This window comes from Cellulomonas carbonis (assembly GCF_014636275.1).
Taxonomy (GTDB): Bacteria; Actinomycetota; Actinomycetes; order Actinomycetales; family Cellulomonadaceae; genus Actinotalea; species Actinotalea carbonis.
The window spans coordinates 488479-514303 of the sequence record NZ_BMEB01000002.1; the positions used below are offsets into that span (position 1 = coordinate 488479).

22 protein-coding genes are annotated in these 25825 nt (G+C 76.4%); 18 read left to right on the top strand and 4 right to left on the bottom strand.

Translation table 11 applies throughout. The features are described 5' to 3' along the window. The first annotated feature begins 68 nt into the window (after positions 1–68). Entirely contained in the window at positions 69–932 is an 864-nt protein-coding gene (locus IEV86_RS07435) for an EamA family transporter (RefSeq protein ID WP_043606495.1), read from the top strand. A 56-nt stretch (positions 933–988) separates the two neighbouring features. On the opposite strand, the gene IEV86_RS07440 is transcribed toward IEV86_RS07435, so the two are convergent. Both IEV86_RS07440 and IEV86_RS07445 read right to left on the bottom strand, forming a co-directional pair. Next, positions 989–1600 carry a bacterial proteasome activator family protein gene (locus tag IEV86_RS07440; RefSeq protein WP_043606493.1) on the bottom strand — a complete coding sequence of 204 codons (612 nt, stop codon included), beginning with the start codon at positions 1598–1600 and terminating at the stop codon, positions 989–991. Between the two features lie 102 nt (positions 1601–1702). Next, the gene (locus IEV86_RS07445) at positions 1703–2746 is read right to left on the bottom strand and encodes an NAD(P)H-quinone oxidoreductase (protein ID WP_043606492.1); all 1044 of its coding nucleotides are present in this window, start codon (positions 2744–2746) and stop codon (positions 1703–1705) included. Positions 2747–2935: 189 nt separating this feature from the next. Between IEV86_RS07445 and IEV86_RS07450 the strand changes: the two genes are divergently transcribed. The 5 genes from IEV86_RS07450 to IEV86_RS07470 all read left to right on the top strand — a co-directional run bounded on the left by IEV86_RS07450 (position 2936) and on the right by IEV86_RS07470 (position 9905). Continuing rightward, on the top strand, positions 2936–7714 hold the full coding sequence (locus IEV86_RS07450) for a nitrate- and nitrite sensing domain-containing protein (RefSeq protein WP_188484608.1): 4779 nt from the start codon (positions 2936–2938) through the stop codon (positions 7712–7714). Positions 7715–7807: 93 nt separating this feature from the next. Further along, positions 7808–8257 (top strand): roadblock/LC7 domain-containing protein, encoded by a 450-nt coding sequence (locus IEV86_RS07455; protein ID WP_043609438.1) that lies wholly within the window; start codon positions 7808–7810, stop codon positions 8255–8257. 2 nt (positions 8258–8259) lie between these two features. Further along, entirely contained in the window at positions 8260–8685 is a 426-nt protein-coding gene (locus tag IEV86_RS07460; protein ID WP_081978911.1) for a DUF742 domain-containing protein, read from the top strand. Further along, positions 8666–9280, top strand: coding sequence for a GTP-binding protein (locus tag IEV86_RS07465; protein ID WP_043609436.1), 615 nt, complete (start codon positions 8666–8668; stop codon positions 9278–9280). The genes IEV86_RS07460 and IEV86_RS07465 overlap by 20 nt, the downstream gene beginning before the upstream one ends. 214 nt (positions 9281–9494) lie before the next feature. Beyond that, on the top strand, positions 9495–9905 hold the full coding sequence (locus IEV86_RS07470; protein WP_043609434.1) for a PIN domain-containing protein: 411 nt from the start codon (positions 9495–9497) through the stop codon (positions 9903–9905). Positions 9906–9942: 37 nt separating this feature from the next. On the opposite strand, the gene IEV86_RS07475 is transcribed toward IEV86_RS07470, so the two are convergent. Then, positions 9943–10584 carry a GAF domain-containing protein gene (locus IEV86_RS07475; RefSeq protein ID WP_043609432.1) on the bottom strand — a complete coding sequence of 214 codons (642 nt, stop codon included), beginning with the start codon at positions 10582–10584 and terminating at the stop codon, positions 9943–9945. 297 nt (positions 10585–10881) lie between these two features. Between IEV86_RS07475 and IEV86_RS07480 the strand changes: the two genes are divergently transcribed. Genes IEV86_RS07480 through IEV86_RS07530 form a run of 11 tightly spaced genes read left to right on the top strand, consistent with a single transcriptional unit; the run spans position 10882 to position 24813 of the window. Beyond that, positions 10882–11577: an SAF domain-containing protein gene (locus tag IEV86_RS07480; protein ID WP_052426510.1), complete on the top strand. Its 696-nt coding sequence runs from the start codon at positions 10882–10884 to the stop codon at positions 11575–11577. 1 nt (position 11578) lies between these two features. After that, the gene (locus IEV86_RS07485; protein WP_052426509.1) at positions 11579–12358 is read left to right on the top strand and encodes a CpaE/TadZ family protein; all 780 of its coding nucleotides are present in this window, start codon (positions 11579–11581) and stop codon (positions 12356–12358) included. A gap of 12 nt (positions 12359–12370) precedes the next feature. Continuing rightward, positions 12371–13684, top strand: coding sequence for a TadA family conjugal transfer-associated ATPase (locus tag IEV86_RS07490; RefSeq protein ID WP_043609427.1), 1314 nt, complete (start codon positions 12371–12373; stop codon positions 13682–13684). Continuing rightward, entirely contained in the window at positions 13685–14602 is a 918-nt protein-coding gene (locus IEV86_RS07495) for a type II secretion system F family protein (protein ID WP_043609424.1), read from the top strand. Continuing rightward, complete coding sequence (locus tag IEV86_RS07500) at positions 14599–15516, top strand: type II secretion system F family protein (protein ID WP_188484609.1); 918 nt, start codon at positions 14599–14601, stop codon at positions 15514–15516. The genes IEV86_RS07495 and IEV86_RS07500 overlap by 4 nt, the downstream gene beginning before the upstream one ends. Before the next feature lie 14 nt (positions 15517–15530). Next, positions 15531–15818: a hypothetical protein gene (locus IEV86_RS07505; protein ID WP_229734541.1), complete on the top strand. Its 288-nt coding sequence runs from the start codon at positions 15531–15533 to the stop codon at positions 15816–15818. Next, positions 15818–16291, top strand: coding sequence for a TadE family protein (locus tag IEV86_RS07510; RefSeq protein ID WP_052426585.1), 474 nt, complete (start codon positions 15818–15820; stop codon positions 16289–16291). The genes IEV86_RS07505 and IEV86_RS07510 overlap by 1 nt, the downstream gene beginning before the upstream one ends. After that, positions 16288–16701 carry a TadE/TadG family type IV pilus assembly protein gene (locus tag IEV86_RS07515; RefSeq protein WP_043610408.1) on the top strand — a complete coding sequence of 138 codons (414 nt, stop codon included), beginning with the start codon at positions 16288–16290 and terminating at the stop codon, positions 16699–16701. Before IEV86_RS07510 ends, IEV86_RS07515 begins: the two co-directional genes overlap by 4 nt. Beyond that, positions 16698–17213: a pilus assembly protein TadG-related protein gene (locus tag IEV86_RS07520; protein WP_052426584.1), complete on the top strand. Its 516-nt coding sequence runs from the start codon at positions 16698–16700 to the stop codon at positions 17211–17213. Before IEV86_RS07515 ends, IEV86_RS07520 begins: the two co-directional genes overlap by 4 nt. Then, positions 17210–20080 carry a hypothetical protein gene (locus IEV86_RS07525; protein ID WP_188484610.1) on the top strand — a complete coding sequence of 957 codons (2871 nt, stop codon included), beginning with the start codon at positions 17210–17212 and terminating at the stop codon, positions 20078–20080. Before IEV86_RS07520 ends, IEV86_RS07525 begins: the two co-directional genes overlap by 4 nt. A gap of 8 nt (positions 20081–20088) precedes the next feature. Further along, positions 20089–24813 carry an FtsK/SpoIIIE domain-containing protein gene (locus IEV86_RS07530; protein ID WP_043604322.1) on the top strand — a complete coding sequence of 1575 codons (4725 nt, stop codon included), beginning with the start codon at positions 20089–20091 and terminating at the stop codon, positions 24811–24813. 130 nt (positions 24814–24943) lie between these two features. On the opposite strand, the gene IEV86_RS07535 is transcribed toward IEV86_RS07530, so the two are convergent. Next, the gene (locus IEV86_RS07535; RefSeq protein WP_043604319.1) at positions 24944–25240 is read right to left on the bottom strand and encodes a hypothetical protein; all 297 of its coding nucleotides are present in this window, start codon (positions 25238–25240) and stop codon (positions 24944–24946) included. 203 nt (positions 25241–25443) lie between these two features. Here IEV86_RS07535 and IEV86_RS07540 point away from each other — a divergent pair, with 203 nt between their 5' ends. Further along, positions 25444–25818, top strand: a complete 375-nt coding sequence (locus IEV86_RS07540; RefSeq protein WP_152605588.1) for a hypothetical protein — start codon at positions 25444–25446, stop codon at positions 25816–25818. Positions 25819–25825: the final 7 nt, after the last annotated feature.

Consider the following 25825-nt stretch of genomic DNA (forward strand, 5'->3'; position numbering starts at 1 on the left):
GCGGGGCCGTCGCGCTGCGGTCGTAGCCTTGCGCGGTGACGTCAGCCCCCGCCCGCGCACTCGGTCGGGTGCCGGCCCCGGCGATCTTCGTGGTGTCGGGCCTGACGCAGTACGTCGGCGCGGCCCTCGCCGTGGGGCTCTTCGACCGGATCCCCGCCCCGGCGGTGGCGTGGCTGCGCGTCGTCGTCGCCGCGCTCGTCCTGCTGGCGTGGCGGCGGCCCTGGCGTCGCACGTGGACGCGCCGCGACCTCGGTGCGGCGGTCGCGTTCGGCACGTGCCTCGCGGCGATGAACGTGACGTTCTACGTCGCGATCGACCACCTCCCGCTCGGGACCGCGGTCGCGATCGAGTTCGTGGGCCCGGTCGTCGTCGCCGCGGTGACCGGGTCGGGCGCGCGCGAGCGGTGGGGCATCGCGCTCGCCGCCGCGGGGGTCGTGCTCCTCGCGGGGGTCACCCTCGGCGCGGGCGGTCCCGGTGTCGCCGTCGGGCTCGTCGCGATCCTCGCCGCGGCCGCGTTCTGGGCCGGCTACATCGTCCTCGGGCGACGCGTCGCGGTCCGCGGCGACGGCGTGACGACGCTGGCCGTCGCGATGGCCGCGGGCGGGCTCGTCACCGCACCCCTCCTCGTCGGACCGGCCGCGCCCGTGCTCGGGTCGTGGACGCTGCTCGCGGCCGTCGTGGGCGTCGCGGTCCTGTCGTCGGTCATCCCCTACGCGCTCGAGCAGGTCGTGCTCAGGCGCGTCGGCGCCGCGGTCTTCGCGATCCTCCTCGCGCTGCTCCCGGCGACGGCCGCGGTGGTCGGCGCGGTCGTGCTGCGGCAGTGGCCGCACCCGCTCGAGCTCGTCGGGCTCGTGCTGGTCTCGGCGGCCATCGCGCTGACGTCGCTGCGCCGACGCCCCGCCGTCCCCGCCGAGCCGCCGGCGACCGCCTGAGGCCGTCGACCGGCCCCGGTGCGCGGAGCAGTGGGAGCCGCCGGCCGGGGTGGTCGTCAGAGGTACTGGCCGGGGTGCCGCTCCTCGCGCACGGGACCCGCGCCGGGCTCGGCGCCGCCGGGTGCGACCGCGGCGCCCGGCGGGAGCGAGCCCGGGGGCAGCGCGCGACGCATCTGCGCGAGCTGGGCCTGCGTCGACATCTGCTGCGCGACGAGTGCCGTCTGGAGGCCGTGGAAGAGGCCCTCGAGCCACCCGACGAGCTGCGCCTGCGCGACGCGCAGCTCGGCGTCGCTCGGGTTCCCGTCGTCGGAGAAGGGGAGCGTGATGCGGCGCAGCTCGGCGACGAGGTCGTCGGACAGACCCTCCTCGAGCTCCCGGAGAGAGCGGTCGTGCACCTCGGCGAGGCGACCGCGCGCGGCCTCGTCCAGGGGTGCGCTGCGGACCTCCTCGAGCAGCTGCTTGACCATCGTGCCGATGCGCATGACCTTCGCGGGCGACCCGCTGAACAGCGAGTCGGGCACCGACCCGCGGCCGCGCCCCGGGGTCGACCCCTCCTCGGTGACGTCGTCGGCCGGGTCCGCGTGGTCGCCCCGGCGAGCGTCGGGCGCGTCGGCCACGGTGGGCGCGTCGCGGTCGTCGTCGGCAGGACGGGGGAGGCTCTCGCTCATCCACCCATCATGGTCACAGCCTCCGACGTGCGGCACAGCGAGGCGTGCGGCCCCGACGCGCGTGCGCCTGCCGCAGGACCCGCGACCGCGTCCCGCGGGGCGTCACGGCACGAGCAGGACCTTGCCGAACACGTCGCCCGACGCGAGCGCCTCGTGCGCGCGCGCCGCGTCCGCGAGCGGGACGCGCTCGTGGACGACCGGCCGGATCGCGCCCGAGGCGACGAGCGGCCACACGTCGCGCGCGACGCCGGCCACGATCGCCGCCTTCTCCGCGGGCGGACGTGAGCGCAGCGTCGTGCCGAGCACCGTCGCGCGGCGCGTGAGGAGCAGCCCGAGGTCGAGCTCGCCCCGCCGGCCGCGCTGCATGCCGATCACGGCGAGCCTGCCGCCCGTCGCGAGGCTCCGCAGGTTGCGGTCGAGGTAGGCCGCGCCGACGACGTCGAGGACGACGTCGGCACCGCGTCCGTCGGTCGCGGCGCGCACCGCCTCGACGAAGTCCTCGCTGCGGTGGTCGACGACGACGTCGGCCCCGAGCGTGCGGCACCGCTCGGTCCGTGCCGGGCCGCCGGCGGTGGTCACGACCGACGCGCCGACCGCCGCGCCGTACTGCACCGCGAAGGAGCCCACGCCGCCCGAGCCGCCGTGCACGAGCAGCCACTCGCCCGGCGAGAGGCGCGCCGCGGTGAGCGTCGACCAGACCGTGCACGCGGCCTCGGGCAGCGCCGCCGCGTCGACGAGGTCCACGCCGGCGGGCACGGGGAGGACCTGCTCGGCACGGACGACGACCTGGTCCGCGTAGCCTCCCCCGTCGAGCAGCGCCACGACCTCGTCGCCGACGCGGGGTCGCCACCGCGCGCCGTCGTCGTCCGTGGAGGGTCCGGCCCCGCCTCCCGCGCCGGCCCTCGCCACGTCGTCGTCGACGCCCGCCCCGAGCGCCACGACCCGGCCGGACACCTCGAGGCCCGGCCAGGCGGGCGCGCCGTCGGGCGGTGGGTACAGCCCCTGGCGCTGGAGCAGGTCCGCGTTGTTGACCCCCGCGGCCGCGACCCGGAGCAGGACCTCGCCCGGTCCGGGCCGCAGGTCCGGGGCCTCCCGGAGCACGAGCTGCTCGGGTCCGCCGGGGGCGCTGATCTCGACCAGAAACATGGTCAGAAGTGTTGCAGGCGGGTGAAAACGCGCCGCTAGGGTGTGCTCGGCCACAGGTAGTTGGCCCAACACCCTCATGCTCGGCCGGTTCCGCGCCGATGTGTCTCGGACGGCAGCGCTGCACCCTGTGGGCTGCCGTCGTCCAGCACCACGCGCGGTGGCGCACCAACGCGCAGTGAAGGAGACACCATGCTTCGCAGGTTGGGCATCCGCGGGAAGGTCCTCGCGGCGCTCTCCGTGCCCGTCCTCGTGCTCTTCGCGCTCGCCGGCACCATCTCGATGCAGTCCATCGAGGACGTGCGGGTGGCGCGGACCGTGACCGAGCTGCTCGGTGCCCTCGACAAGGCGCGTGACCTCACGCGTGCGCTCCAGGCGGAGCGGTCGGCGACGCTGTCGTTCGTCACGGCGGAGGGTGCGGAGCGGCTCGACCTGCGAAGCGAGCTGAGCACCGTGCGTGCGTCCACCGACGCCGCGATCGGTGCCGCCAACCGCGCCGCGAACGGGATCGACCTCGACCAGCTCGACCCGGTCGTCAACCGCGCCGTCACCGGCCTGCAGGACCAGATGTCCGCGCTCGACGACCTGCGCCGCGCCGTCGACGCCGACCGACTGAGCATGCGCAACGCCTACGTCGGGTACGTCCAGGTCGCCGAGCGCGTGACCGGCTTCCCGGCCGTCGTGGCCGAGTCGCTCGACGACCGGCGCCTCGCGACGATCATCGCCGCCCAGACCGACGTCATGCTGCTCGTCGAGGACTTCCGGCAGGAGCAGGTGCTCGGCCGCGAGATCCTCGAGGGCGAGCGCGGTGTCGCCGAGGTCAACCTGCTCGGCAACCTCTTCCCGTCGACCAACGTCCAGCAGGAGGCCGCGACGCTCGGCGTCGCGCAGCTCGAGCTCGGCGAGCGCGTCGTCGTGCCCCAGATCCCGCTCGGCGGTGGCACCTACGGCGACATCCGCCTCATGGCGCAGTCCGGTGCCAGCAACTTCGCGACGTTCACGACCCCCGAGAAGTGGGTCGAGCTCGCCAACGAGCACATCACCACCTACGACCCGGTCCTGAACGAGCTGCGCGCCGCTGCCGTCGTGCGAGCCAAGGCCACGGCCGACGCGGCCCTGCGGACCGCGGCGCTCACGATCACCCTGACCCTGCTCGCGGTGACGGTCTCCGTCGTCGTCGCGCTCGCCATCGCGCGCCGGATCGTCGAGCCCGTCCGTCGCCTCACGGCGGCGGCGGCGTCGGTGCGCGACCAGCTCCCGAAGCTCGTCGAGCAGGTCGCCGTCCCCGGACAGGGACCCGACCTCACGCTCGCCCGCATCCCCGTCGACTCCCAGGACGAGATCGGTCGCCTCGCCGAGACGTTCAACCAGGTGAACGAGACGACCATCGAGGTCGCCCAGGAGCAGGCCGCGCTGCGTGCCTCGATCGCGGAGATGTTCGTCAACGTCGCGCGCCGCGACCAGGTCCTCCTCAACCGCCAGCTGTCCTTCATCGACGCCCTCGAGCGCTCCGAGGAGGACCCGGCGACGCTCGCCGACCTGTTCCGCCTCGACCACCTCGCGACCCGGATGCGCCGCAACGCCGAGTCGCTCCTCGTCCTCGCGGGCATCGACACGGGCCGCCGCCTGCGCGAGCCCATCCCGCTCTCCGACGTGATCCGGACCGCCTCGTCCGAGATCGAGCACTACGAGCGCGTCCAGCTCGACCTCCCGGTCGACCCGCTCATGCTCGGCCACGTCGCGCTGCCCACCGCGCACCTCCTCGCCGAGCTGCTCGAGAACGCCACCGTGTTCTCGGACCCCGGCACGCCGGTGCACGTCTCGACGGGCCTCGACGACACGCACGCGATCATCACCGTGCTCGACCAGGGCCTCGGCATGACCGCCGCCGAGCTCGCCGAGGCGAACGACAAGATCCGTACGACCTCCGCGAGCGACGTCGTCGGTGCGCAGCGCCTCGGCCTCTTCGTGGTCGGCCGCATCGCCGGCCGCCTCGGCGCCCGCGTCGAGCTCGGCCTGGGGCCGGACGGCACGGGCACGCTCGCGACGATCCGCATCCCCGTCGTCCTGTTCGTCGACACGGCCTCGCTGCCGCAGACGGCGCCCCTCCAGGCGGCCGTGCACCAGCCCGAGAGCTTCGCGCTCCCGGAGGAGGCCGCGGCCGTCGTCCACGACACCGCGTTCGCCCCGCTGCCCGACGGCGTGCAGGACGTCGCGCCCGGGAGCCTCGGCTCGGTCGAGAACCCGGCCGAGGAGGTCGACCTCGCCGCGCTCACGGACGGCCAGACCGGTCTCGGCCTGCCGCGACGCCGCTCGCGCGGCGCCGACGCCGAGGCCCCGGCTCCCAGCGCGAGCTACCGCGAGCAGGACGACGCCGCCGCGGCGCCGTCGATCCCGCTCGCCCCCGCACCCGAGGCGCTCGCCGGTGCCGCCGGCGTGCCCGTCGAGGAGACGTGGGCGCCGCCCGTCGTCCAGAACGCCGCGCCGCTCGCGGTGCGCCGCCGCGAGGAGCCGCAGGAGCAGACGTCCGCGTCCGGCCTGCCGACCCGCACGCCCGCGCAGCCGTCGACCGGGCTGCCCACCCGCACGCCCGCCGCGGCCGCGGGCTGGCAGCCGTCCGGCCAGGAGCCGACCACCGCGACGGGCCCGCTGCCGACGCGCGGCGGCTCCGACCTCCCGGTCCGCGGTGCGTCGTCCGACCTGCCCGTCCGCGGCGCCGCCTCCGGTCTCCCGGTCCGGACGTCGTCCGCGCCCCAGGTACCGGTCGCTCCCGCGGCGACCGCGTCGGGCCCCGTCGCGGCGCCCGAGTCGCGTGCCGCGATGTTCAGCGGCTTCCGCTCGCGCCGCGCCGAGCTGGCCGCCGCCGCCATCCACCAGGTCGAGAGCGACACGCCCGTGCGCGCCTCGGGCGACGGCGCGGACCGCCTCGCGGCCGCCGCGGCCGGTGCCGCGGCGTTCTTCGGCCGCTCGGGCCGGGACGAGACGTCCGCCCAGGAGCCGCCGGCCCCCGAGGTCCCCGCGTTCGTCGTGCCGCAGCTCGTGGAGGACGACGACGCCCCGGCGCAGCACGAGGTCGCGACGCAGGGCGCCACCCAGGGCGCCACCCAGGGCGCCGCAGAGGCCGCCGTCGAGTGGTCGGCCGAGCAGCCCGAGGTGGACGCCGGGCAGCACGCCCTCGCGGCGTGGTCGGCGCAGCCGGTCGGCGCCGAACCCGTCACCGAGTCGTTCGCGGCCCCCGCCGCCGAGCCGGTCGCCGAGTCGGTCGTCGAGCCGGTGGCCGACGCCCAGGCCCCCGCCCCGCACCGCTCACCCGAGGAGCCCGCCCGGATCACGGGTCGGCACGCCCTCCGCCCGGCGACCGACTCGCCCGTCTGGCCGCCGGCACCCGTCGCCCAGCAGGCCGACGCGTGGGGCGAGCCCGAGCAGGCCGGCTGGGGGAGCGACCCCGCGACGCCGCAGCCGTGGGCGTCCCCGACGCCCGCCGACGAGGTCGCGCCGGTCGCGGTCCCGCAGCTCGAGCTCGAGCCCGAGGAGCCCGCGCCGGCACCCGAGCCGGTGTGGCCGGTCGAGGACGCCGAGCCGTGGGCGCAGCCCGCCGCCGAGGCGAGCCCGTGGTCCGAGCCCGACGGACTGCCCGTCGTCGACGCGCCGCAGTGGGCCGCGCCCGCCGCGGACGCCCCGCTGTGGGCACCCGCGCAGGCCGGGTCCGTCGAGGAGCCGGTCGAGCAGGCCGAGCAGCAGCCGGCGTGGGCCGTGCCGTCGGAGCTCACGTCGGAGCCCGCCCCGGCGCCGCTGCCCGTCCACGAGCCCGCCTTCGCGCCGGACGCCGAGCCGACGTCCGCGCCGGCCCTCGAGCAGGCCCTGGAGCCCGTCCCGGCCGCCGCGACCCCGACGTGGGAGCGGACGTGGGACGCCCCCGTCGCGCCCGCCGTCGAGGCGCTCGCCGCGGCGACCACCGGGGCGGCCCCGGCCGTCGCCGCAGCACCGGCCAAGCGCTCGTGGTGGCCGTTCGGGCGCAAGCGTTCCGCCCAGGCGGCGGCGCCCGTCGCGACCGTGGCGGCCACGCCCGCCGCGATCCAGACGGCGCCCGCACCGTTCCCGTCGGCCCCGGCGTTCCCGCCGGCCCCGCTCGACGCGCCGGCCCCGGTCGCCGCGGACGTCGCGCCGGCCCCGCTGCCGACCTTCGAGCCTCCGGCCGCGCACGCGGCGCCTCCGGCGCCTCCCGCACCTCCGGCCGCGCCCGTGCGCGAGTCGGCCTGGGGTTCGGACCCGGGCGCCCACGCGGTCCCGCCCGTGCCCGTCGCCGAGCCGTCGGCCGACGTGCCGCGTGCCGCCGCGTTCTTCCCGTCGTCGCGTCCGCAGGCGGCGCCGAGCTGGGAGGTGCCGGCCCCGCGGCCCGCGCCGCCGCAGCCCGCCCCGCCCGCCGGTCAGGCCCCGGCCCCCGCGCCGGCCGCGGCCGGTGCGTGGACGCCCGAAGGTGGATGGGACGTGCCGAGCGAGCCGTGGCAGCCCACGCCCGCGCCGAGCACGCCCGAGCCGTCGGCCCCGCTCACCTCGCGCCCGGCGCCGACCGGCACGTTCATGCCGCAGACGTTCACGCCCGAGCCGGCGAACGGACCGTTCGACGACGAGGTCACGAACATGCTCGCGCAGCGCGCGGACATCGCCCAGCAGGCGCTCGCGGAGCTGAGCCAGCTCTCGAGCTACCGGCCGCAGCAGGTGTCCGGTGCGGCGTCGTCGCTCGTCCGGCGCACGCCGGCCGCGGTGCCGGCAGCGCCCGAGATCGAGACGCGTCCCGCGGGCCAGCGGCCCGAGCGCGACGCCAACCAGGTCCGCTCGCTCCTGTCGAGCTTCCAGTCGGGCACCACGCGCGGCCGCCAGGCCGGCGCACCCGACGGACCCCAGACCACCGGCGTGGGGGCTTCCCACACCGGCACCGAGGACGGTCTTACGGGTGGTCACGATGTGTGACCGCCCCGGACTCCGACCTGACCCAGCGGGCCACCTCACGGTGACCGCACGCACCCCCCGCCGCCGCCAGGCCGGCAACCTCGAGGAGGAGAAGTGACAGCGCTCAGCACGGAAGCAGCCAACTTCGGCTGGCTCCTGGACAACTTCGTCCGGACGGTCCCCGGCACCCGCCACACGCTCGTCGTGTCGGCCGACGGCCTGCTCATGGCCATGTCGGAGAACCTCGACCGCACCAGCGGCGACCAGCTCGCGGCGATCGTCGCGGGCATGTCGAGCCTCACGCGTGGCGCCGCGCGCCAGCTGCGTGCGGGCGACGTCCGCCAGGCGATCGTGGAGATGGACGACCTGTTCGTCTTCCTCATGAGCGTCTCGAACGGCTCGGTCCTCGCGGTCGTCGCGGACTCGAGCTGCGACGTCGGCCTGATCGGCTACGAGATGGCGATGCTCGTCTCCCGCACCGAGACGACGCTGACCCCGCAGCTCGTGACCGAGATGCGCGGCGCCCTCCCCGTCGACGGCGCGGTCCGGTCCCCGGCGATCTGACCATGACGTCCCTGGAGAGCCCCGAGGCGGGTCGGTACGCCGACGACCCGACCGACGACGGGAGCGAGTACGAGGCACGGACGGTGCGGCCCTACGCCGTCACCGGCGGTCGTGTCCGTGCAGCCAACTCCGACCTGCCCCTCGAGGCCCTCGTCGAGGTCCTCCCCGGGGCGGTCAGCTCCCACGGCCTGCCGCCCGAGAAGCGCGCGATCCTGCAGCACGCGGCGCACACGTTCGTGTCCGTCGCCGAGCTGTCGGCGCTCCTCCGGCTCCCGCTCGGCGTGGTCCGCGTCCTCGTGACCGACCTCGCCGACGCGCAGTACATCCGTGTCCACACCTCGACCCCGGTCAGCGTGCACACCGGTCAGTCCCCCGCCCTGTCCCTGAGCGTGCTGGAGAGTGTTCTCAATGGCATTTCAGCCCTCTGACACCGCCGTGTCCGACCGCACGGTCGGCGGGGGTGTCGCGCCCACAGTCGTCAAGATCGTCGTCGCGGGCGGCTTCGCCGTCGGCAAGACGACGTTCATCGGCTCGATCTCCGACATCGAGCCGCTCAACACCGAGGCCGCCATGACCGAGCACTCGGTCGGCGTCGACGACGCCGGTGGCGTCACCGACCGCAAGACGACCACGACGGTCGCGATGGACTTCGGTCGCATCGCGCTGCCGGGGTCCCTGTGGCTCTACCTCTTCGGCACCCCCGGCCAGGACCGCTTCCTCTTCATGTGGGACGACCTGGTGCGCGGTGCGATCGGCGCCGTCGTGCTGGTCGACACCGAGCGGCTGGACCAGTGCTTCCCCGCGGTCGACTACTTCGAGAGCCGGGGCATCCCGTTCGTCGTCGCGGTCAACTGCTTCGACGGGGTCGCGCGCCACCAGCTCGAGGACGTGCGCGAGGCCCTCTCGGTCCCGCCGCACGTGCCGCTCATGTACACGGACGCGCGCTCGCGCGCCGCGACCAAGCAGACCCTCATCTCCCTCGTGCAGCTCGCGATGCAGCGACTGCGTGCGGGTGCCGCCTGACCTCTGCCGGTCGACGCCACGGCGGCGCAGCCCTCGGGCTGCGCCGCCGTCGTCGTCCACCCGTCCGGCCGCTGGACGCGGGTCGGCGCCTCGCGGATCATCACGCGGGACGGTGCGCGGTCGGGGTCCGAGCGGGCCCGAGCGGGCCCGAGCCGGCCCCTGCGGGCGGTGCGGGCGTCCGCCCGGCCCGGGAGAGCCGGAGGGGAAGGGAGCGATGACGACGTACGCCGACGGGTCCGCGCTCGCGCGCGCCCTCGCGACGGACCCCGAGTCGGTGTCGTGGCTGCGCTGGTCCGCCCAGCACGCCGACGACCTCGTGACGTCGCCGCTGGGACTCGCCCAGCTCCGGCACGTGGCGCGCGGGATGGACGCGGTCGCGCGCGGCCGCGCGCACGAGATCGCGACCCGGACGCGCGTCGTCCGCTTCTCCGACCAGGCGGTCGAGCACGCGGCGGTCCTGGGCCTGGACGCGTTCCGGGCGCTGCACCTCGGGGTCGTGCTGGCGGAGGCGGGCGTCGGCGGGCTCGCGACCTACGACGTCGCCCTCGCGCGCGCCGCCGACCTCGAGGGCGTCGCGGTGCTCACGCCCGGCAGGCACGACGGCTGGTGGTTCGCGGCGTCGTGACGGGTGGCGTGACGCGCGGGTCGACCCCGGCGGGTGGTCAGCCGTGCGTCCGGGCCAGGTCGCGGACCGCCTCGAGCCCGCCTGCTCCCGCCTCACCCGCACGTCGCGCCAGAGCCTGCTCGAGGGCCTCGGCCGCGCTCCCGTCGGCGCGTGCCGCGGCCGGCGCCGCGGCGAGCAGCGACGCGCACGTCTGGACGGCGCGCGCGACCTCCTGGGCGACGGAGTCCACCATCACCAGCTCCATCGACGTCCACGGACGAGGTCGACGGCAGCGCGCTGCGATGACCACGGCGACGTTGCCGGAACCGCGCGCCGGCATCGCGAGCGCCGCACGCGAACCCTCCTGAGCAGCGAGGTCGCGCCACGCGGGCCACCGGGTCTCGTGCCGGAGGTCCGGGATGCGCAGGGCGCCGATCCGGTCGAGCGACTCCCGGAAGGGTCCCTCGCCGACGAGGAGCCGCGAGTCCGCTGCCGGGCCGGTCGGCGGGTCCACGTGGAGGACGCGGCGCCTCGAGAGCCGGACGACGACCGACACCGTGGCGGTCGGCCCCAGGCGGGACGTGAGACGTGCCGCCGACGTCCCGGTCCACCGCATCAGGGTGGGCAGGCCGAGGAGGGGCGGCTCCGCCGCGGCTCCGGCGCGGAGCACGGGCGCGGGGACAAGGTCGACGTCGGTCATGTCGTTCCTCGGGTGGGGCGCTGAGCCGTTCGCTCGACTCCGACCGTCGATCTCACCGTGGCACACGCCCCCCGGCCTGTCATGTGCTGGGCGGCGTCCACGACCGGGCCGGGCTCCCTCTTTCGGGGGAACCTCGGTGCTCGCGCCCGTGCCCGAGTTGTCCGGTTGGGGTGGTCATGGCCGGTCCGTCGTGCCGTGTTCCCTATGATCGGCGCTGGCCTCACTGCGCCAGGGGGGTCGTCCAGCACGTCCGGATGAGGGTGTTCGAGGTCGATGACAGAACTCAGGTCTGCGCCGGTGCGCGACTCGCGCGACGACCGTCGGCGCGCTCGGGACGAGCGCGGGCTGCGGTCGACGGCGGCCCAGCGGGGCGACCGGCTCCCGCCGCCGCCGCGTGAGCGCCGTCCGATGCTCGCGGCCCTCGCGGTCCTCCTGATCGTCGGCGGCGCGGCCGTCGCGGGTCTCCTCGCGCTGCGCGCCGACTCGCGGACGCCCGTGCTCGTCGCGGCGCGCGACATCGCGGCGGGCGCCGAGATCACGCGTGACGACCTCACGTCCGTCCCCGTCGCCGCCGACGGCACGCTCCTCGTCCCCGTCGACCGTGCGGACGAGGTGCTCGGCACCTACGCGCGCACCGGGATCTCCGCGGGTCAGCTCCTCGACACGGCGATGGTCACGCAGACGGCGACGCTCCAGCCCGGCCTGGTCGCCGTCGGCGCCGTGCTCGAGGCGGGACGCGCGCCCGCGAGTGGCTTGCAGCCCGGTGACGTCGTCCAGCTCGTCGACGTCGCCGACGGGTCGACGCTCGTGCCCGACGCTCTCGTCAGCTCGGCGCGCTCGCAGGGGGACGGCGACGCGGTCGGCTCGTCCCGCGGTCTCGTCGCGACGCTGATCGTGGACGACCGCGACGGCGCCGCCGTCGCGACCCTCGCCGCGTCCGGCAACCTGGCGGCCGTGCTCGTCGAGCGCGGCACGCTCCTGGGGGACGGCTGACGTGCTGATCGCGCTCGCGGGGGCCAAGGGGGCGCCGGGCGTCACGACGACGGCCCGGGTGCTCGCGGCCGTGTGGCCCCGACCGGTCGTCCTCGCCGACTGCGACCTGGCCGGCGGTGACCTGGCGTTGCTCGGCCGCACGCCTGACGGCGGCGTGCTCGACCCCGACACGGGCCTGCTGTCCCTCGCCGCCGAGGCGCGGCGCGGGGTGCCGGTCGCGGACCTCGACGACCACCTCCAGCAGGTCGAGGGCGGCCTGGACGTGCTGTGCGGCGTGGCCGGCCCCGAGCAGGTGACGGGCATCGGTCCCGTGATGCCCGCGGTCGCGACGGCGCTCGCGCGCCAGCCCGGGCGGGACGTCGTCGTCGACTGCGGGCGCGTGGCCCCCGGCAGCGCCGTCGTGCCGGTCCTGGCCGCGGCCGACGTCGTGCTCTTCGCGGTCCGGCCGCGCCTCGAGGCCTACGGGCACCTCCGCGAGCGCCTGCGCTGGATGGCGGGCGTGCGGGACGCGCACGGACGCGGCCCGGCGCTCGGCGTCGTCGTCGTCACCACCGCCCCGGACCACCGCTCGACCAAGGACCTCGCGCAGCTCCTCGCGCACAGCGGCGTCGAGGCGGACGTGCTCGGCCGCGTCGCCGAGGACTCGCGCGCGGCCGACGTCGTCGCGGGCCGTCTCCAGCGCGGCATCGCCCACTCGCTCCTCGTGCGCTCCGTGCGCGAGCTGGTCGAGCCCCTCCACCACCTGGCCGCTCGCCGCGTCGGCGAGCCGGCCACCTACTGATCGGGAGGTCACGTGGCACTCGACCAGCTCCTGGTCAGGCGGCTCCGCGAGGAGGTCGCCGACATCCTCGCGCGTCAGCGGCGCGACGACGCCGCGGCGGGCCTGCCGCCGATGTCGGCCGAGGACGAGCGGCAGTTCGCGCGCGCCGTGATCAACCGCGTCCTCGACGCGCACGCGCGCGCCGAGCTCACGGCCGGACGGACGCCGCCGTCGCCCGTCGAGGAGGAGGAGATCTCCTCGGGCATCCACGCGGCGCTCTTCGGCGTGGGCCGCCTCCAGCCGCTCCTGGACGACCAGGACGTCGAGAACATCGACATCAACGGCTGCGACAACGTCTTCGTGCAGTACGCGGACGGCCGTGAGGTGCGCATGCCGCCCGTCGCGGACTCCGACGACGAGCTCGTCGAGCTCGTGCAGATCCTCGGTGCGTACTCGGGCCTGACGAGCCGCCCGTTCGACTCGGCGAACCCGCAGCTCGACATCCGCCTGCCCGACGGCAGCCGGCTCTCGGCCGTGATGGACGTGTGCGCCCGCCCGGCGATCTCGATCCGACGTGCACGGCTGTCCCGCGTCCACCTCGACGACCTCGTGCGGTTCGGCTCGATGTCGCCCGACGTCGCGGCGTTCCTCTCGGCCGCGGTCGCGGCGCGCAAGAACATCATGATCGCGGGTGCGACCAACGCGGGGAAGACGACGCTGCTGCGCGCGCTCGCGAACGAGATCCCGCCCGGCGAGCGCCTCATCACGGTCGAGCGCGCGCTCGAGCTCGGCCTGGGTGAGTACCGCGACCTGCACCCCAACGTCGTCGCGTTCGAGGAGCGGCTGCCGAACTCGGAGGGCAACGGCGCGATCTCGATGGCCGAGCTCGTCCGCCGCAGCCTGCGCATGAACCCGAGCCGCGTGATCGTCGGCGAGGTGCTCGGCGACGAGATCGTGACCATGCTCAACGCGATGAGCCAGGGCAACGACGGGTCGCTGTCGACCATCCACGCCAACAGCTCGATCGAGGTCTTCAACCGCATCTCGACGTACGCGATCCAGTCGGCCGAGCGCTTGCCCGTCGACGCCACGATGATGCTCATCGCGGGCGCGATCGACTTCGTCGTCTTCGTGCAGAAGCAGAACAGCTACCACGAGGGCGGGCGGCTGCGGCGCTTCGTCGCGAGCATCCGGGAGGTCAACGGCGTCGACGGCCGCGTGCTGTCGAGCGAGGTCTTCGCACCCGGTCCCGACGGGTCCGCCGTCCCCGCAGCACCGATCGCGTGCATGGACGACCTCGTGGCGGTCGGCTACGCGCCGGGCTACGCGATGGCGCAGGGGGCCTGAGTGACGGTCGACGTCCTGCTGCTGACCCTCCTCGGCGCGACCGTCGGCGGGGGCGTCCTGCTGCTCGTGGTCGCGCTCACGGGGACCGCGCGCACCGAGCACGGCGTCGTGCGGTCCGGACCCGGGCTCGTCGCTCGCCTCGGCCGCCGCACGCTGCTCGGGGTCGCGCTGGGCCTCGCGACCCTCGTCGCCACGCGCTGGCCCGTCGCGGCCGTCGCGGTCGGCGCGTTCGTCGTCGCGGCACCGTCGCTGTTCGGCGGGGCGCGCGCCGAGCGCGAGGCCGTCGCGCGCGTCGAGGGCCTCGCGGCGTGGACCGAGTCGCTGCGCGACACGATCGCCGGCGCGGTGGGCCTCGAGCAGGCGATCCCCGCGACCGTCTACGCGGCCTCGCCCGCGATCCAGCCGCAGCTGCGCCTCCTCGTCGACCGGCTGCGCGTGCGCGTGCCGCTCGCCGTCGCGCTGCAGCGGCTCGCCGACGACCTCGACGACCCGAGCGCCGACCTCGTGGTCGCCGCCCTCATCCTCAACGCCAGGCTGCGCGGTCCCGGTCTGCGACAGGTGCTCGGCTCGCTCTCCGCGGCCGCGCGCGCCGACCTGGAGATGCGCCAGCGCGTCGCCGCCGGGCGCAGCTCGACGCGCCGGTCCTCGCAGATCGTCATGGCGTTCTCGGTCTTCGTGATCGTGGGTCTCACCGCGATCAACCCCGACTACGTCGCGCCCTACGGGACGCCCGCGGGCCAGGTCGCCCTCGTGGCCGTCGCCGCGTGCTTCGCGGGCGGCTTCCTGTGGATGAAGCGGCTCTCGGGCGTCGACGTGCCCGAGCGGTTCCTCGTCGCGACACCCGAGCGCACGGGCGTCCGGGCTCCGGTCGCCGGACCGCCCGGTGCCGGGCCCGGGAACGCGGGAGGGGCGTCGTGACCCCCGTCCTCGTCGCGGGCGGCGTCGCCGGTCTGGGCCTGCTGCTGCTCGGCCTCGTCCTCGCACCGCCGCGCTCGCGCGCCGGTGTGGACCTCGCGCGCCTGGACCTCGTGCGCTCGCACCAGCGCTCCGGCGTCGTGACCGGCCTGCGCGCCGGGGCCGACACGGGCGGGCTGACCGCGGGCGTGGGCCGTCGGGCCGCGCGCGCGCTCGACGGGGCGGGCCTCGAGCTCGGTCAGCTGCGGTCCGACCTCGCCGTCGTCGGCCGCCCGATGGAGACGCACCTCGCGGTCACGGTCCTCGCGGCCCTCGCCGGCCTGCTCGTGCCCTTCGTCGTCGCCGTCCTGGCCGTGCTGCTCGGGATCGGCGTCGCGGTGCACGTCCCGCTGCTCGCAGCGCTGGCCCTCGCGCTCACGGGCGCCGTGGTGCCCCAGGTCCTCGTGCGCTCGCAGGCGGCCGACCGGCGGCGCGACTTCCGGCACGTCGTGGGCTCGTTCCTCGACCTGGTCGCTATGAGCCTCGCGGGCGGGCGCGGCGTGCCCGAGGCGCTCCAGAGCGCGTCGGAGCTGAGCGACGGCTGGGGCATGGTGCGGATCCGCAACGCACTCGGCTCGGCGCGGCTGCGCGGCGAGACCCCGTGGGCGGCCCTCGGCCAGCTCGGTGCCGAGCTCCGGATCGCGGAGCTGCGCGACCTCGCGGCGGCGCTCGCCCTGGTCGCCGAGGACGGCGCCAAGGTCCGCGACTCCCTCTCGGCTCGCGCCGACTCGATGCGCCGGCGCGAGCTCGCCGAGTCCGAGGGCAAGGCCGGCGAGAACTCGCAGGCGATGCTCGTCGCGCAGCTCCTGCTCTGCGTCGGCTTCCTGATCTTCCTCATCTACCCCGCGATGGTGACCGTCCTCGGAGGCGGCAGCTGACCATCCCGGGAACCATGACCTCGACACCGACGGAAGGACTGACGATGTACTCACCGGCCCTCGCAGCAGGCCAGTTCCTGCTCATGGAGGTGCGACGACGCGTCGCGCGCGCCCGCAGCACCGAGGACCTCGGCGCCTCGGCGATCGAGTGGGTGATCATCACCGGGATCCTCGTCGTCCTCGCGGCGGCTGTCGGCCTGGTGATCTACAACATGGTCACGCGCAACGCCGAGAGCATCACCATCCCCGACCCGCCCGGTGGCGGGGGCGGCGGCGGTGGTGGCGGCGGTGGCAACCCCTGATGCCCACCTCGCACGGAGCGACGGCGCGGGAGGGCCGGTGTCCCGCGCCGAGCCTCCCGCGCCGCGCTTCCGTGCGGCGGCTCGCCGCGTCCGATCGCGGCGCGAGCTCGGTCGAGCTCGTCATGTACACGCCGGTGCTCATGCTCGTCACGTTCCTCACGGTCCAGTTCGGGCTCACGTGGCACGGCAACCACGTCGCCGGTGCCGTCGCGCGCGAGGCCGCCCGCGTCGCGCGGGCGGGTGAGGGCACACCCGCGGCGCTCGCCGACGCCGAGCGCCGCGGGATCGAGTTCGCAGCCGCGGTGGGCGGGAACGCGCTCACGGACGTGACCGTGGACGCGACGCCGCTGCCGGCGACGCAGGAGGTGCGGGTCACGGTCACGGGTCGCTCGGCCGAGATCGTCCGAGGCTTCGCGCCGCGCGTCTCGGTCAGCATCGAGGGCCCCGTCGAGACGTTCAGGCCCGACCTGTGAGCCGCGTTCCCGACGGCGACCGCGGCTCGATGGCGGTCGAGATCGTCGTCCTCGTCCCCGTCCTCGTCATGGTCATGATGCTCGTCGTCGCGTTCGGCCGGTACGTCTCGGCGGAGGGCGCCGCCGAGGCGGCCGCGCGCGAGGCGGTCCGGGCCGCGACCCTCGAGCGCGACCTCGCGAGCGCGTCGGCCGCTGCGCGCGGCACCGCGGCCGACGCCCTGCCGTCGACGGTGTCGTGCGACCCCGCGGTCCTGTCGGGGTCGTTCGTCGCCGGCGGCGTCGTCCGGGTCGACCTGACGTGCCGGGTGTCGTGGCACGATCTGGGGCTGATCGGGCTCCGTGGTACGAGCCCGGTGTCGGCGAGCAGCTCCGCACCGCTCGACCAGTACCGCAGGACGGGGGGACCGTGACCGCACAGCACCGCCGCAGCGCGCGCCCCGTCGGGGGACGGCTCGTGGCGTCCGCCCACGCGTGCCGCCTCCGGACGGTCGCGCGCGGCGACGACGGCGCCGCGAGCGTCCTCGTCCTCGGGCTCGTCGTCGTCCTCATGGCGGTCGCCGGCCTCGTCGTCGACGGGGGACGCGCCGTGAACGCACGGGCCGCGCTGCTCGACGCCGCGGAGCAGGCGGCGCGCGCCGGCGCCAACCAGGTGGACATCGGGTCCCTGCGCTCGGGCGGGCAGGTGTCCATCGACCCGACCGCGGCGCGCCGCGCGGCGGAGGACTTCCTTGTGGCCCAGGGCCACGCACCCGCCGACATCGGCGTCGTCGCGACGGCGACCGAGGTCGAGGTCCACCTGCAGGGCGAGGTCGAGACGGCGCTGCTGTCCCTCGTCCTCATCGACTCGCTGGACGTCGAGGGCTCGGCCGTCGCGCGTGCGGCGGTCGGCATCACCGACGAGATCGGCACAGGAGCACCATGAGCCGCAGCACCCCGCCCACGGCGTCGACCGCCCCGCCCCGGACCGGCCCGGCCCGGTTCCAGACGGTCGAGCCCGCGCCGACCGGCTCGCACCTCGCGACGTCGATCGGGTCCGCCCTGCTGCTGCTCGTGCTCGTCGTCGGGGTGCCCGTCGGTCTCCTCCTGCTCGACGGGCCGCCCGCGGTGCCGACGCGTCTGCCCACGCGCGAGGACCTCATGGGCACGATCGGGCCCGAGCAGGTGCTCGCCGTCCTCGTCTGGGTCGTGTGGATCGCGTGGCTGCAGTTCACGTGGTGCGTCGTCGTCGAGCTGCGCAGCGCGCTGCGCGGCGTCGGGCTGCCCGGGCGGGTCCCGCTCGCGGGTCCGAGCCAGCGCTTCGCCCGGACCCTCGTCGCGTCCGTCCTCCTGCTCGCGACGGCCGCGGGGCCCGCGACCGCGCTGAGCGCGCCGACGCACCTGCCCGAGCCGGCGCCCGCGTCGGTCTCCGCCTCGGCCACGTCCGAGGCCGTCGGCGAGCAGGGGTCCGCTCTCGGGTCCGCTGCGGGGTCCGCCGTCGTGTCCGCGCCCGTCGAGCAGGCCGGGTCGGTCGAGTACCGCCTGGGCGACATCGTGCTCGACCCGGACGAGGGCGCCGAGCTCGTCGGCAAGAAGGTCACGGTCGTCTCGCCGCCCGAGGGGCGGTACCACGACAACCTCTGGGACATCGCCGAGCGTGAGCTCGGCGACGGTCGGCGCTACCAGGAGGTCTTCGAGCTCAACAAGGGCCGCGACCAGCCCGACGGCCAGGAGCTGACGCTCGCGCGCCTCATCCAGCCGGGCTGGCTGCTCGTCATGCCCGAGGACGCGGCCGGCGCCCAGCGCGTCGTCGCCGTCAGCACGCCGGCCCCCGTCCAGGAGGCGCCGCCGGTCCAGGAGGCGCCGCCCGCGCAGGACGGCGGTGCGGCCGACACCGCCGCCGACGTGGGTGCAGGGACGGACGCGGGCGCGGCCGACGACCTCGTCGGCGGCCTGAGCGGCTCGCAGCTCGTCGGCGTCGGGCTCCTCGCGGCGGGCGTCCTCGCGCTCGTCGAGCAGGTCCGGCGCCGCCGCCGCACCCCCGAGCCGTCGGACGACGCGGTCGAGGCCGAGGTCGCGCTGCGGGTCGGCGCGACGCCGGGCCGCGTGGACCTGCTCGACCGCGGGCTGCGCCAGCTCGCCGACGCGCTGCGCACGGCCGGCCGCGACCTGCCCGGTGCGTACGGCGCGGTCGTCGACGACACGCGCCTCACGCTGCTCCTCTCGCCTCCCGACCCCGACGCGCCGGGCGCGTGGACGGCCGAGCGCGACGGCGCCGCCTGGACGCTCGCGGCGGGCGACCTCGGCCGCGCGCGCGGCGGTCCCGCACCCTTCCCGGGGCTCGTCTCCGTGGGCCGTGACGACGACGGCGCCGACGTCCTGCTCGACCTCGAGGCCGCGCAGGGACCCGTCGCGGTGACGGGCGACCCCGCCGTCGCACGTGAGGTCGCGACGGCGGTCGCGGCCGAGCTCGCGACCAACCGCTGGAGCGACGGCCTGCGGGTCACCGGGCTCGACCTGCCCGAGCTGCTCACCGCGCTCCGGCCCGAGCGGTACCGCTCGGTGGCCGACGTCGGCGCGGTCCTGCCGACGCTACGCGGCCGCCGCGTCGACGCGCTGGGCACGAGCGTGCTCAGCGGCCGGCTGCGCGGCGCCGGGTCCGCGGCGTGGGTCCCCGAGTACGCGGTGCTCGGCTCACCCCTCGCGGCGGACGGCGACGCGTCCCGTGCGCTCGTCGAGGCGGCGTCCGCGGACCAGCGGTCCCCGCTCGGCGTCGTCGCGGTCGGCTCCCTCCCCGGTGCGCGGTGGGAGCTCGTGGTCGACGCGGAGGGCGGGCTCGAGGTGCCCGTGCTCGGCGTCGTCGTGCGGGCCAACCGCCTCGCCGCGCGCGACGTCGCCCTGCTGGCCGAGCTCGTCGCACCCGAGCCCGAGCCCGACGGGCCGCTCGACCTCGAACGGATCGCGCTCGAGCACGAGTACACGGGGGAGCGGCCGCCGGTCGACCCGCCGGACCGCCCGCTCGACCTCGGCTCGCTCGAGGCGGCGCCCGTCCGGGTCACGATCCTCGGTGCGCCGCGCGTCCACGCGCCGGGCGTCGTGGACGAGGACCGACGAGCCCTCGTCACCGAGCTCGTCGTCCACCTCGCGCTGCACCCCGCGGGCGTCCACCCGACGGTCCTCGCGGGCGCGCTCTGGCCGCGCGGTGTCACCGCCGCCGTCCGCGACGCGACGATCGACCGTGCGGCGACGTGGCTCGGCCCCGACCCGGACGGCCGCCCCGTGCTCGAGCGGCTCGCCGACGGGCGGCTGCGGCTGGGCGCCGGCGCCGTCCTGGACTGGGACGTCGTGCGGTCGCTGCTCGCGCGGTCGCGCGGCGGGACGCCCGCGCAGGAGCGCGCCGACCTCGCCGCGGTGCTCCGGCTCGCTCAGGGCGGCGTCCTCGCCGAGCGTCCGGCGGGACGCTACGCGTGGCTCGCGCGCGTCCGGCTCGAGCGCGCGGCGCGGTCCCTGCTCGTCGACGCCGCGCACCGCCTCGTCGTCCTGTGCTGGAACGACGACGACCCGGGCGCGGCCCGCGAGGCCGCCTGGTCGGGCCTGCGCGTCGCGCCGCTCGAGGAGCTCCTCTGGCGCGACCTGCTCCGCGCGACCATGGCGACCGGCGGCCCGGACGCGGTGCGTGACGTCGCGGCCGACGTCGAGGCGACGCTGCACGCGTCGGGCGTCCCGTCGGTCTCCGCGCCGACGGCGGCGCTGCTCGAGGAGCTGCTCCCGTCCGGCTCGAGCGGCGGCACGACGCTCCCCGGCTCCGCCTGACGGCGGCCATGCGCCTCTACCTCAGCGCGGCCCGCTCACCCGACGGCGACCTCGTCGACCTCGCGGTCGACTGCGACGAGGACGCGACCGTCGGGGACGTGGCCCTGCGGCTCGAGCGCGAGCTGGGTGGGCCCCGTGCGTCCGGCGGGGTGGGTACGGGCGCTGCGGCGCCGCGGGGCCTCGTGCGCGACACCGGTCGTCGCCTCGGCGTCGTCGTCGACCTGCCGGACGAGCCCCCAGGACCGGCAGGGTCCGCAGGTTCCTCAGACCGCTCGGCGGGCCGGTGGCCGGGGGCCGTCCCCGGCGGGCCGTCCGCGACCGACGTCCTCGTCGGCGACCCGCCCGAGCTCGTCGTCGGCGCGCTCGTCCTCGACCCCGCCCAGCCGGTCGCGTCGAGCCCGCTGCGCAACGGCGCGGTCGTCGGCGTGGGTGGTCCGCTCGACGTGAGCCTCGCCGAGCCGTCGGGTGCCGTGGAGCTGCGCGTCGTCTCCGGCCCGGGTGCGGGGGCCGTGCGCCGGCTCGGGCCGGGGCGGCACCGCGTGGGCCCCGGGCCCGGCAGCTCGCTGCGGACCGGGGCGGGTCCGCGCGTCGAGCTCGAGGTCCGGCCGGACGGTGCGGTGACGGTGCGCCCGCTCGACGGGGACCTCGAGGACGCCGACCCCCCGGTGCGCGTCTCGCCGCTCACCGGGCCGATCGTCGTGCCGCGCCGAGGCGACGGCGACGTCCCGTCCGAGACCCGCGGGCGTCGTCGTCGGCGTCATCGGCGTCGCGGACCCGAGCCGTCCGCGATGCCCGACCACGTGACGGTCGACCCCGACGAGCCGCGCGCGCCGGTCGAGCTCGACCGGACGCGCCTCACCGGGGCCGAGACGTGGGAGCCCGGCGTCCCGCTCACGGTGGGGGAGTGCGTGCTCGAGCACGGCGTGCCCCGGCCGCCGGACGCGTCGCTGAGCCCGAGCCCGGGCGGCGCGACGATGGACTACAACCGGCCGCCGCGCCTCCTCCCCGCGCCGCGGCTCACGGAGTTCGTGCTCCCGAAGGAGCCCACCGCGCCGGCGCGGCAGCCGATCCCCGTGCTCGTCATGATCGCGCCGATGGTCATGGGCCTCGGCATGTTCCTCGTGACGCAGCGGCTCTACACCCTGATCTTCATCGCCCTGTCGCCGCTGCTCATGCTCGCGAACTGGTGGCACGGCCGCCGGACGCAGCGGTCGCGGCACGTCGAGCAGGCGGCGGAGTACGCGGCCAAGCGGGCGCGCGTCGAGCAGGCCGCGTTCGAGGCGCTCATGGTCGAGCGCCGCGCGCGCCGCGACGAGGCGCCCGACCCGGCCGAGGTGCTGCTCCAGGCGACCGGACCGCGTGCGCGGCTGTGGGAGCGGCGGACCACCGACCCCGACTGGCTCCTCGTCCGGGTCGGCACCGCCGACCTGCCGAGCGAGGTCGTCCTGACCGACCCCGCACGCGACAAGCACCAGGGCGCGCTCACGTGGACCGCGCCCGACGTCCCGGTGACGGTCCGGCTCGCCGAGGCGGGCGTCACGGGCGTCGCGGGCCGCGACGGGCTCGCGCAGCAGGTCGCCTCGTGGGTCGTCGCCCAGGTCGCCGCGCTGCACAGCCCCGCCGACGTGCGGCTCGCCGTCCTGACGCACGGCGGCGAGGCAGCCACGTGGTCGTGGGTGCGGTGGCTCCCGCACCTGCGCGCGGGCGAGGGCTCGGGCCCGCTGGCCGTCGTCGGGACCGACGCCGAGACGACCGCGCGCCGCGTCGCCGACCTGGCCGCGGTGCTCGACGCGCGCCGCGAGGCCGCGTCGGGGGGCAGGGGCGTCGCGTTCGAGCCGCTGCTCGTCGTGCTCGACGGCGCCCGGGCGCTGCGCCTGCTCCCCGGCATGGTCCCGCTGCTGCGCGAGGGCCCGGCCCACCAGATGTACTTCCTGTGCCTCGACGACGACGTGACGCTCCTGCCCGAGGAGTGCCGCGCCGTGGTGAGCCGCGTGCACGGCGCGCTGCGGGTGCAGCACACGGGCCGGCCCACGGTCGACGCGGTCCGCGCGGACCTGGTCGAGCCCGCCTGGTTCGAGCGCCTCGCACGCGCGCTCGCGCCCGTGCACGACGTGAGCAGCGTCGCCGAGGCGTCGACCGTCCCGAACCAGAGCCGCCTGCTGTCGGTGCTCCGGCTCGACCCGCCGACGCCCGAGCGCGTCGCCGCGGGGTGGTCAGCGGGCGGCCGCACGACGACGGCCGTGATCGGCGAGGGTGCCGACGGGCCGTTCGCGATCGACCTGCGGACGGACGGGCCGCACGGGCTCGTCGCCGGCACGACCGGATCCGGCAAGTCCGAGCTGCTCCAGACGATCATCGCGTCGCTCGCGGTCGGCAACCGGCCCGACGAGATGACGTTCGTGCTCGTCGACTACAAGGGCGGCGCGGCGTTCAAGGACTGCGCGCACCTGCCCCACACCGTCGGCATGGTCACGGACCTCGACGGCCACCTCACGACGCGCGCGCTCGAGTCGCTGGGTGCCGAGCTGCGCCGCCGCGAGCACCAGCTGGCGGACGCGGGCGCGAAGGACATCGAGGACTACCTCGCCGGGCGCGGCCCCGGGGACCCGCCGATGCCGCGCCTGCTCATCGTCATCGACGAGTTCGCGGCGCTCGTCGCGGAGCTGCCGGACTTCGTCACGGGTCTCGTCGACATCGCCCGGCGCGGCCGGTCGCTCGGCGTGCACCTCATCCTCGCGACGCAGCGTCCCGCCGGCGTCGTCAGCGCCGAGATCAAGTCGAACACCAACCTCCGGATCGCGCTGCGCGTGACCGACCCGGGCGACAGCCAGGACGTCGTCGAGTCCGACGTCGCGGCGCACATCGCGCCGTCGAACCCGGGCCGTGCGTACGCGCGCCTGGGGCACTCGCAGCTCATGCTCTTCCAGTCCGCGCGCGTGGGCGGGCGGCCGCGCGCCGAGGGCGGGACCGCCACGGTCGCCGCACGCGTCCTCGACTGGTCCACGCTCGGCACCGCGGCCCCCGCGCCCGTGGCCCGCGCGGACGACGACGTCAGCACGCCGACGGACCTCGCGCTGCTGGTCCGCGCCGTGACCGGGGCCACCGAGTCGGTCGGCGTCGAGCGCTCGCCGAGCCCGTGGCTGCCCGCTCTGCCGGAGGTCGTGGTGCTCGCCGACCACCTCGTCGTGACCGAGCGGACCGTCGGCGTCGTGCCGCCCGTCCCGCTGGGCCTCGGCGACCTGCCCGCGCTCCAGCGCCAGGAGACGCTCACGTGGGACCTCGTGGGCGGTTCGCACCTCGCGGTGGCGGGCCAGTCGCGGTCCGGTCGGTCGAGTGCGCTGCGCCTCGTCGCCGCGGGGATCGCCGCGCAGACGTCGCCGCGCGACGTGCACGTGTACGGCATCGACTGCGGCAACGGGGCGCTGCTCCCGCTCGTCGCGATGCCCCACGTCGGTGCCGTCGTGACGCGCGACCAGCCCGACCGCGTGCGTCGCCTGCTCGCGATGCTCGGCGCCGAGGTCGCGCGCCGTCAGCAGCTGCTCGCGGCCGGCGCGTTCGCGGACGTCGGCGAGCAGCGCGCGGCCGCGGCGCCCGACGACCGCCTCCCGTACGTGGTGCTCGCGCTCGACCGGTGGGAGGGGTTCGTCGCGGCGTTCGAGCAGTCGGACGGCGGGCAGATGCTCGACCAGCTGCTCACGCTCCTGCGCGAGGGGCAGGCCGTGGGCCTGCGGGCGGTCCTCACGGGTGACCGGACCATGCTCGTCGGCCGCATGGGCGCCGCCCTGGAGGACCGCCTGCTCCTGCGCATGCCGTCCCCGGACGACTACTCCTACGTCGGCATGCGGCAGAAGGACGTGCCGACGCGCATGCCCGCGGGGCGCGCGTTCCGCAGCGGCGAGCACGCGACCGAGGTGCAGCTCGCGCTGCTCACCGACGACGCCTCGGGCACCGCGCAGGTCGCCGCGCTCCAGCGGCTCGCCGCCGAGGCCACCGCGCGCGCGGGGCGGCTCCCGCGCTCGCTGCGGCCACGCCGCGTCGACGAGCTGCCCGTCGTCCTCGACTGGGCCCAGGCGGTCGCGCTGCGCGAGGAGCCCGCGGCGCGCACCGAGCTGCTCGTCGGCGTCGGCGGGGACACGCTCGGCGTCCGCTCGCTCGACGTCGACGTCGACGGTCCCGGGTTCCTCGTCGTCGGGCCGCAGCGGTCGGGACGCAGCACCGCGCTCCTCGCGACCGCGCGCGACGCGCTCGCGCGGGGGTGGAAGGTCGCCGTCGTCGCGCCGCGGCGGAGCCCCCTGCGCGAGCTCGCCACGACGGGCGGGCGCGGGGTCACGGCGGTGCTGACGGCCGACGACGCCCCCGACGCTCTGCGCGCCGCGCTCGACGTGCGCGGGCCGCGCCTGCTCGTGGTCGACGACTTCGAGGTGCTCGGCGGTGAGCACCCCCTCAGCGCCGTCGCGGAGGAGTACTACAAGGGCATCCGGGACACCGGCGACGCGCTCGCCGTCGCGTGCGGCGTGGACGAGGTGACCGGCATGTACCGCGGCGTGACGGCGACGCTGCGCAAGGCCCGCACGGGCCTCCTGCTCGCGCCGCGCTCGTCGGCCGACGGGGACGTCTTCACGGCCAGGCTCCCGCGATCCGTCGGCGGGGCGGTGCCGCAGGGACGCGGCATCCTCGTGCGGGCCGGCTCGTGGGAGTGGGTCCAGGTCCCGATGACGACCCCGACGGACTGAGCGCGACAGGCGGACGGGGGGCCGTCGAGCGGCCCCGGACGGACGGGTGGCCCCGGGCCGTCGTGCGGTCCGGGGCCACCGTGCGTCGAGGGCCGCGGCTCAGGTCCGCCGGCCCGTCGTCACGTCCGCGTCAGAGCGGCGAGACCGGCGCCAGGTTCGGGGCGTCGTTCACGCCGTTGACGGCGGCGTTGTTGTTGTGGTTGTTGGCGACGTCCGTGGCGGCCGCGGCGAGGGTCTCCTCGAACTTCTGCAGGTGCGGGCGGAACTGCTCCCACGCTGCACGGAACGCCTCGGCGTTCGGCGTCTCCCACACGGCGTTGCCGAGGTCGCGGTCCGTGGACGTGCGGATCTCGTACGCGTTCGTGACGTTGTTCTTGAGCGTCGTGTAGAGCGCCTCGAGGGTGCTGAGCTCGGCGGTCAGAGCCATGAGTTCTCCTGGGTCGTCTGTCGGATGACGCGCTCACCTTGCCAGAGATCGAACGGGATGTGGGAGTGATGCACCAGTTCGGGTGACTTCGCCCGGTTGGGGTCCGCACCACCGCTAGGGTGACCGGCGGTGCGCCGTCCGCGGGTGGCGCGGGGCGACGTGCGACGGGTGGCGGGGGCCGCCGGGGACGGGGGGTGTGGCGCATGAGCGAGCAGGACGAGGCGCCCGACATGCGGACCAACCTGCTGAGGCTGCGGTGCCGCTCGGCGTCGGCGCGTGCGTACCAGGGCCCCACGCGGCTGGCCCCGTCGGGCGGTAACCCGCTCGCGGGCGTGCTGGCCCGGCTCGAGGACGCGTGGGTCTCGCCGTCGCGCGACCGGACGGTCTACGCCGAGGAGCTCGAGGGGGTCGGCTCCGCCGTCACCGCGGCGTTCGAGGCGCAGGGTCGTCTGTGCAGCGACGAGGCGGCGTCGGAGCCCGCCGAGGTCGACGCGGACGACCCGTACGAGGGCTGGAAGGCGAGCAGCGCGCGCATCGACGCGCGGGTGGGCTCGTCGCGGCACCACGGGGGGTACTGATGTCGCG

Excerpts from the sequence above, each read along its gene's own strand:
- IEV86_RS07440 (WP_043606493.1), bottom strand. The coding sequence starts at position 1,600 with ATGAGCGAGAGCCTCCCCCGTCCTGCCGACGACGACCGCGACGCGCCC.
- IEV86_RS07445 (WP_043606492.1), bottom strand. The coding sequence starts at position 2,746 with ATGTTTCTGGTCGAGATCAGCGCCCCCGGCGGACCCGAGCAGCTCGTG.
- IEV86_RS07450 (WP_188484608.1), top strand. The coding sequence starts at position 2,936 with ATGCTTCGCAGGTTGGGCATCCGCGGGAAGGTCCTCGCGGCGCTCTCC.
- IEV86_RS07460 (WP_081978911.1), top strand. The coding sequence starts at position 8,260 with ATGACGTCCCTGGAGAGCCCCGAGGCGGGTCGGTACGCCGACGACCCG.
- IEV86_RS07465 (WP_043609436.1), top strand. The coding sequence starts at position 8,666 with ATGGCATTTCAGCCCTCTGACACCGCCGTGTCCGACCGCACGGTCGGC.
- IEV86_RS07470 (WP_043609434.1), top strand. The coding sequence starts at position 9,495 with ATGACGACGTACGCCGACGGGTCCGCGCTCGCGCGCGCCCTCGCGACG.
- IEV86_RS07475 (WP_043609432.1), bottom strand. The coding sequence starts at position 10,584 with ATGACCGACGTCGACCTTGTCCCCGCGCCCGTGCTCCGCGCCGGAGCC.
- IEV86_RS07505 (WP_229734541.1), top strand. The coding sequence starts at position 15,531 with ATGACCTCGACACCGACGGAAGGACTGACGATGTACTCACCGGCCCTC.
- IEV86_RS07510 (WP_052426585.1), top strand. The coding sequence starts at position 15,818 with ATGCCCACCTCGCACGGAGCGACGGCGCGGGAGGGCCGGTGTCCCGCG.
- IEV86_RS07525 (WP_188484610.1), top strand. The coding sequence starts at position 17,210 with ATGAGCCGCAGCACCCCGCCCACGGCGTCGACCGCCCCGCCCCGGACC.
- IEV86_RS07530 (WP_043604322.1), top strand. The coding sequence starts at position 20,089 with ATGCGCCTCTACCTCAGCGCGGCCCGCTCACCCGACGGCGACCTCGTC.
- IEV86_RS07535 (WP_043604319.1), bottom strand. The coding sequence starts at position 25,240 with ATGGCTCTGACCGCCGAGCTCAGCACCCTCGAGGCGCTCTACACGACG.
- IEV86_RS07540 (WP_152605588.1), top strand. The coding sequence starts at position 25,444 with ATGAGCGAGCAGGACGAGGCGCCCGACATGCGGACCAACCTGCTGAGG.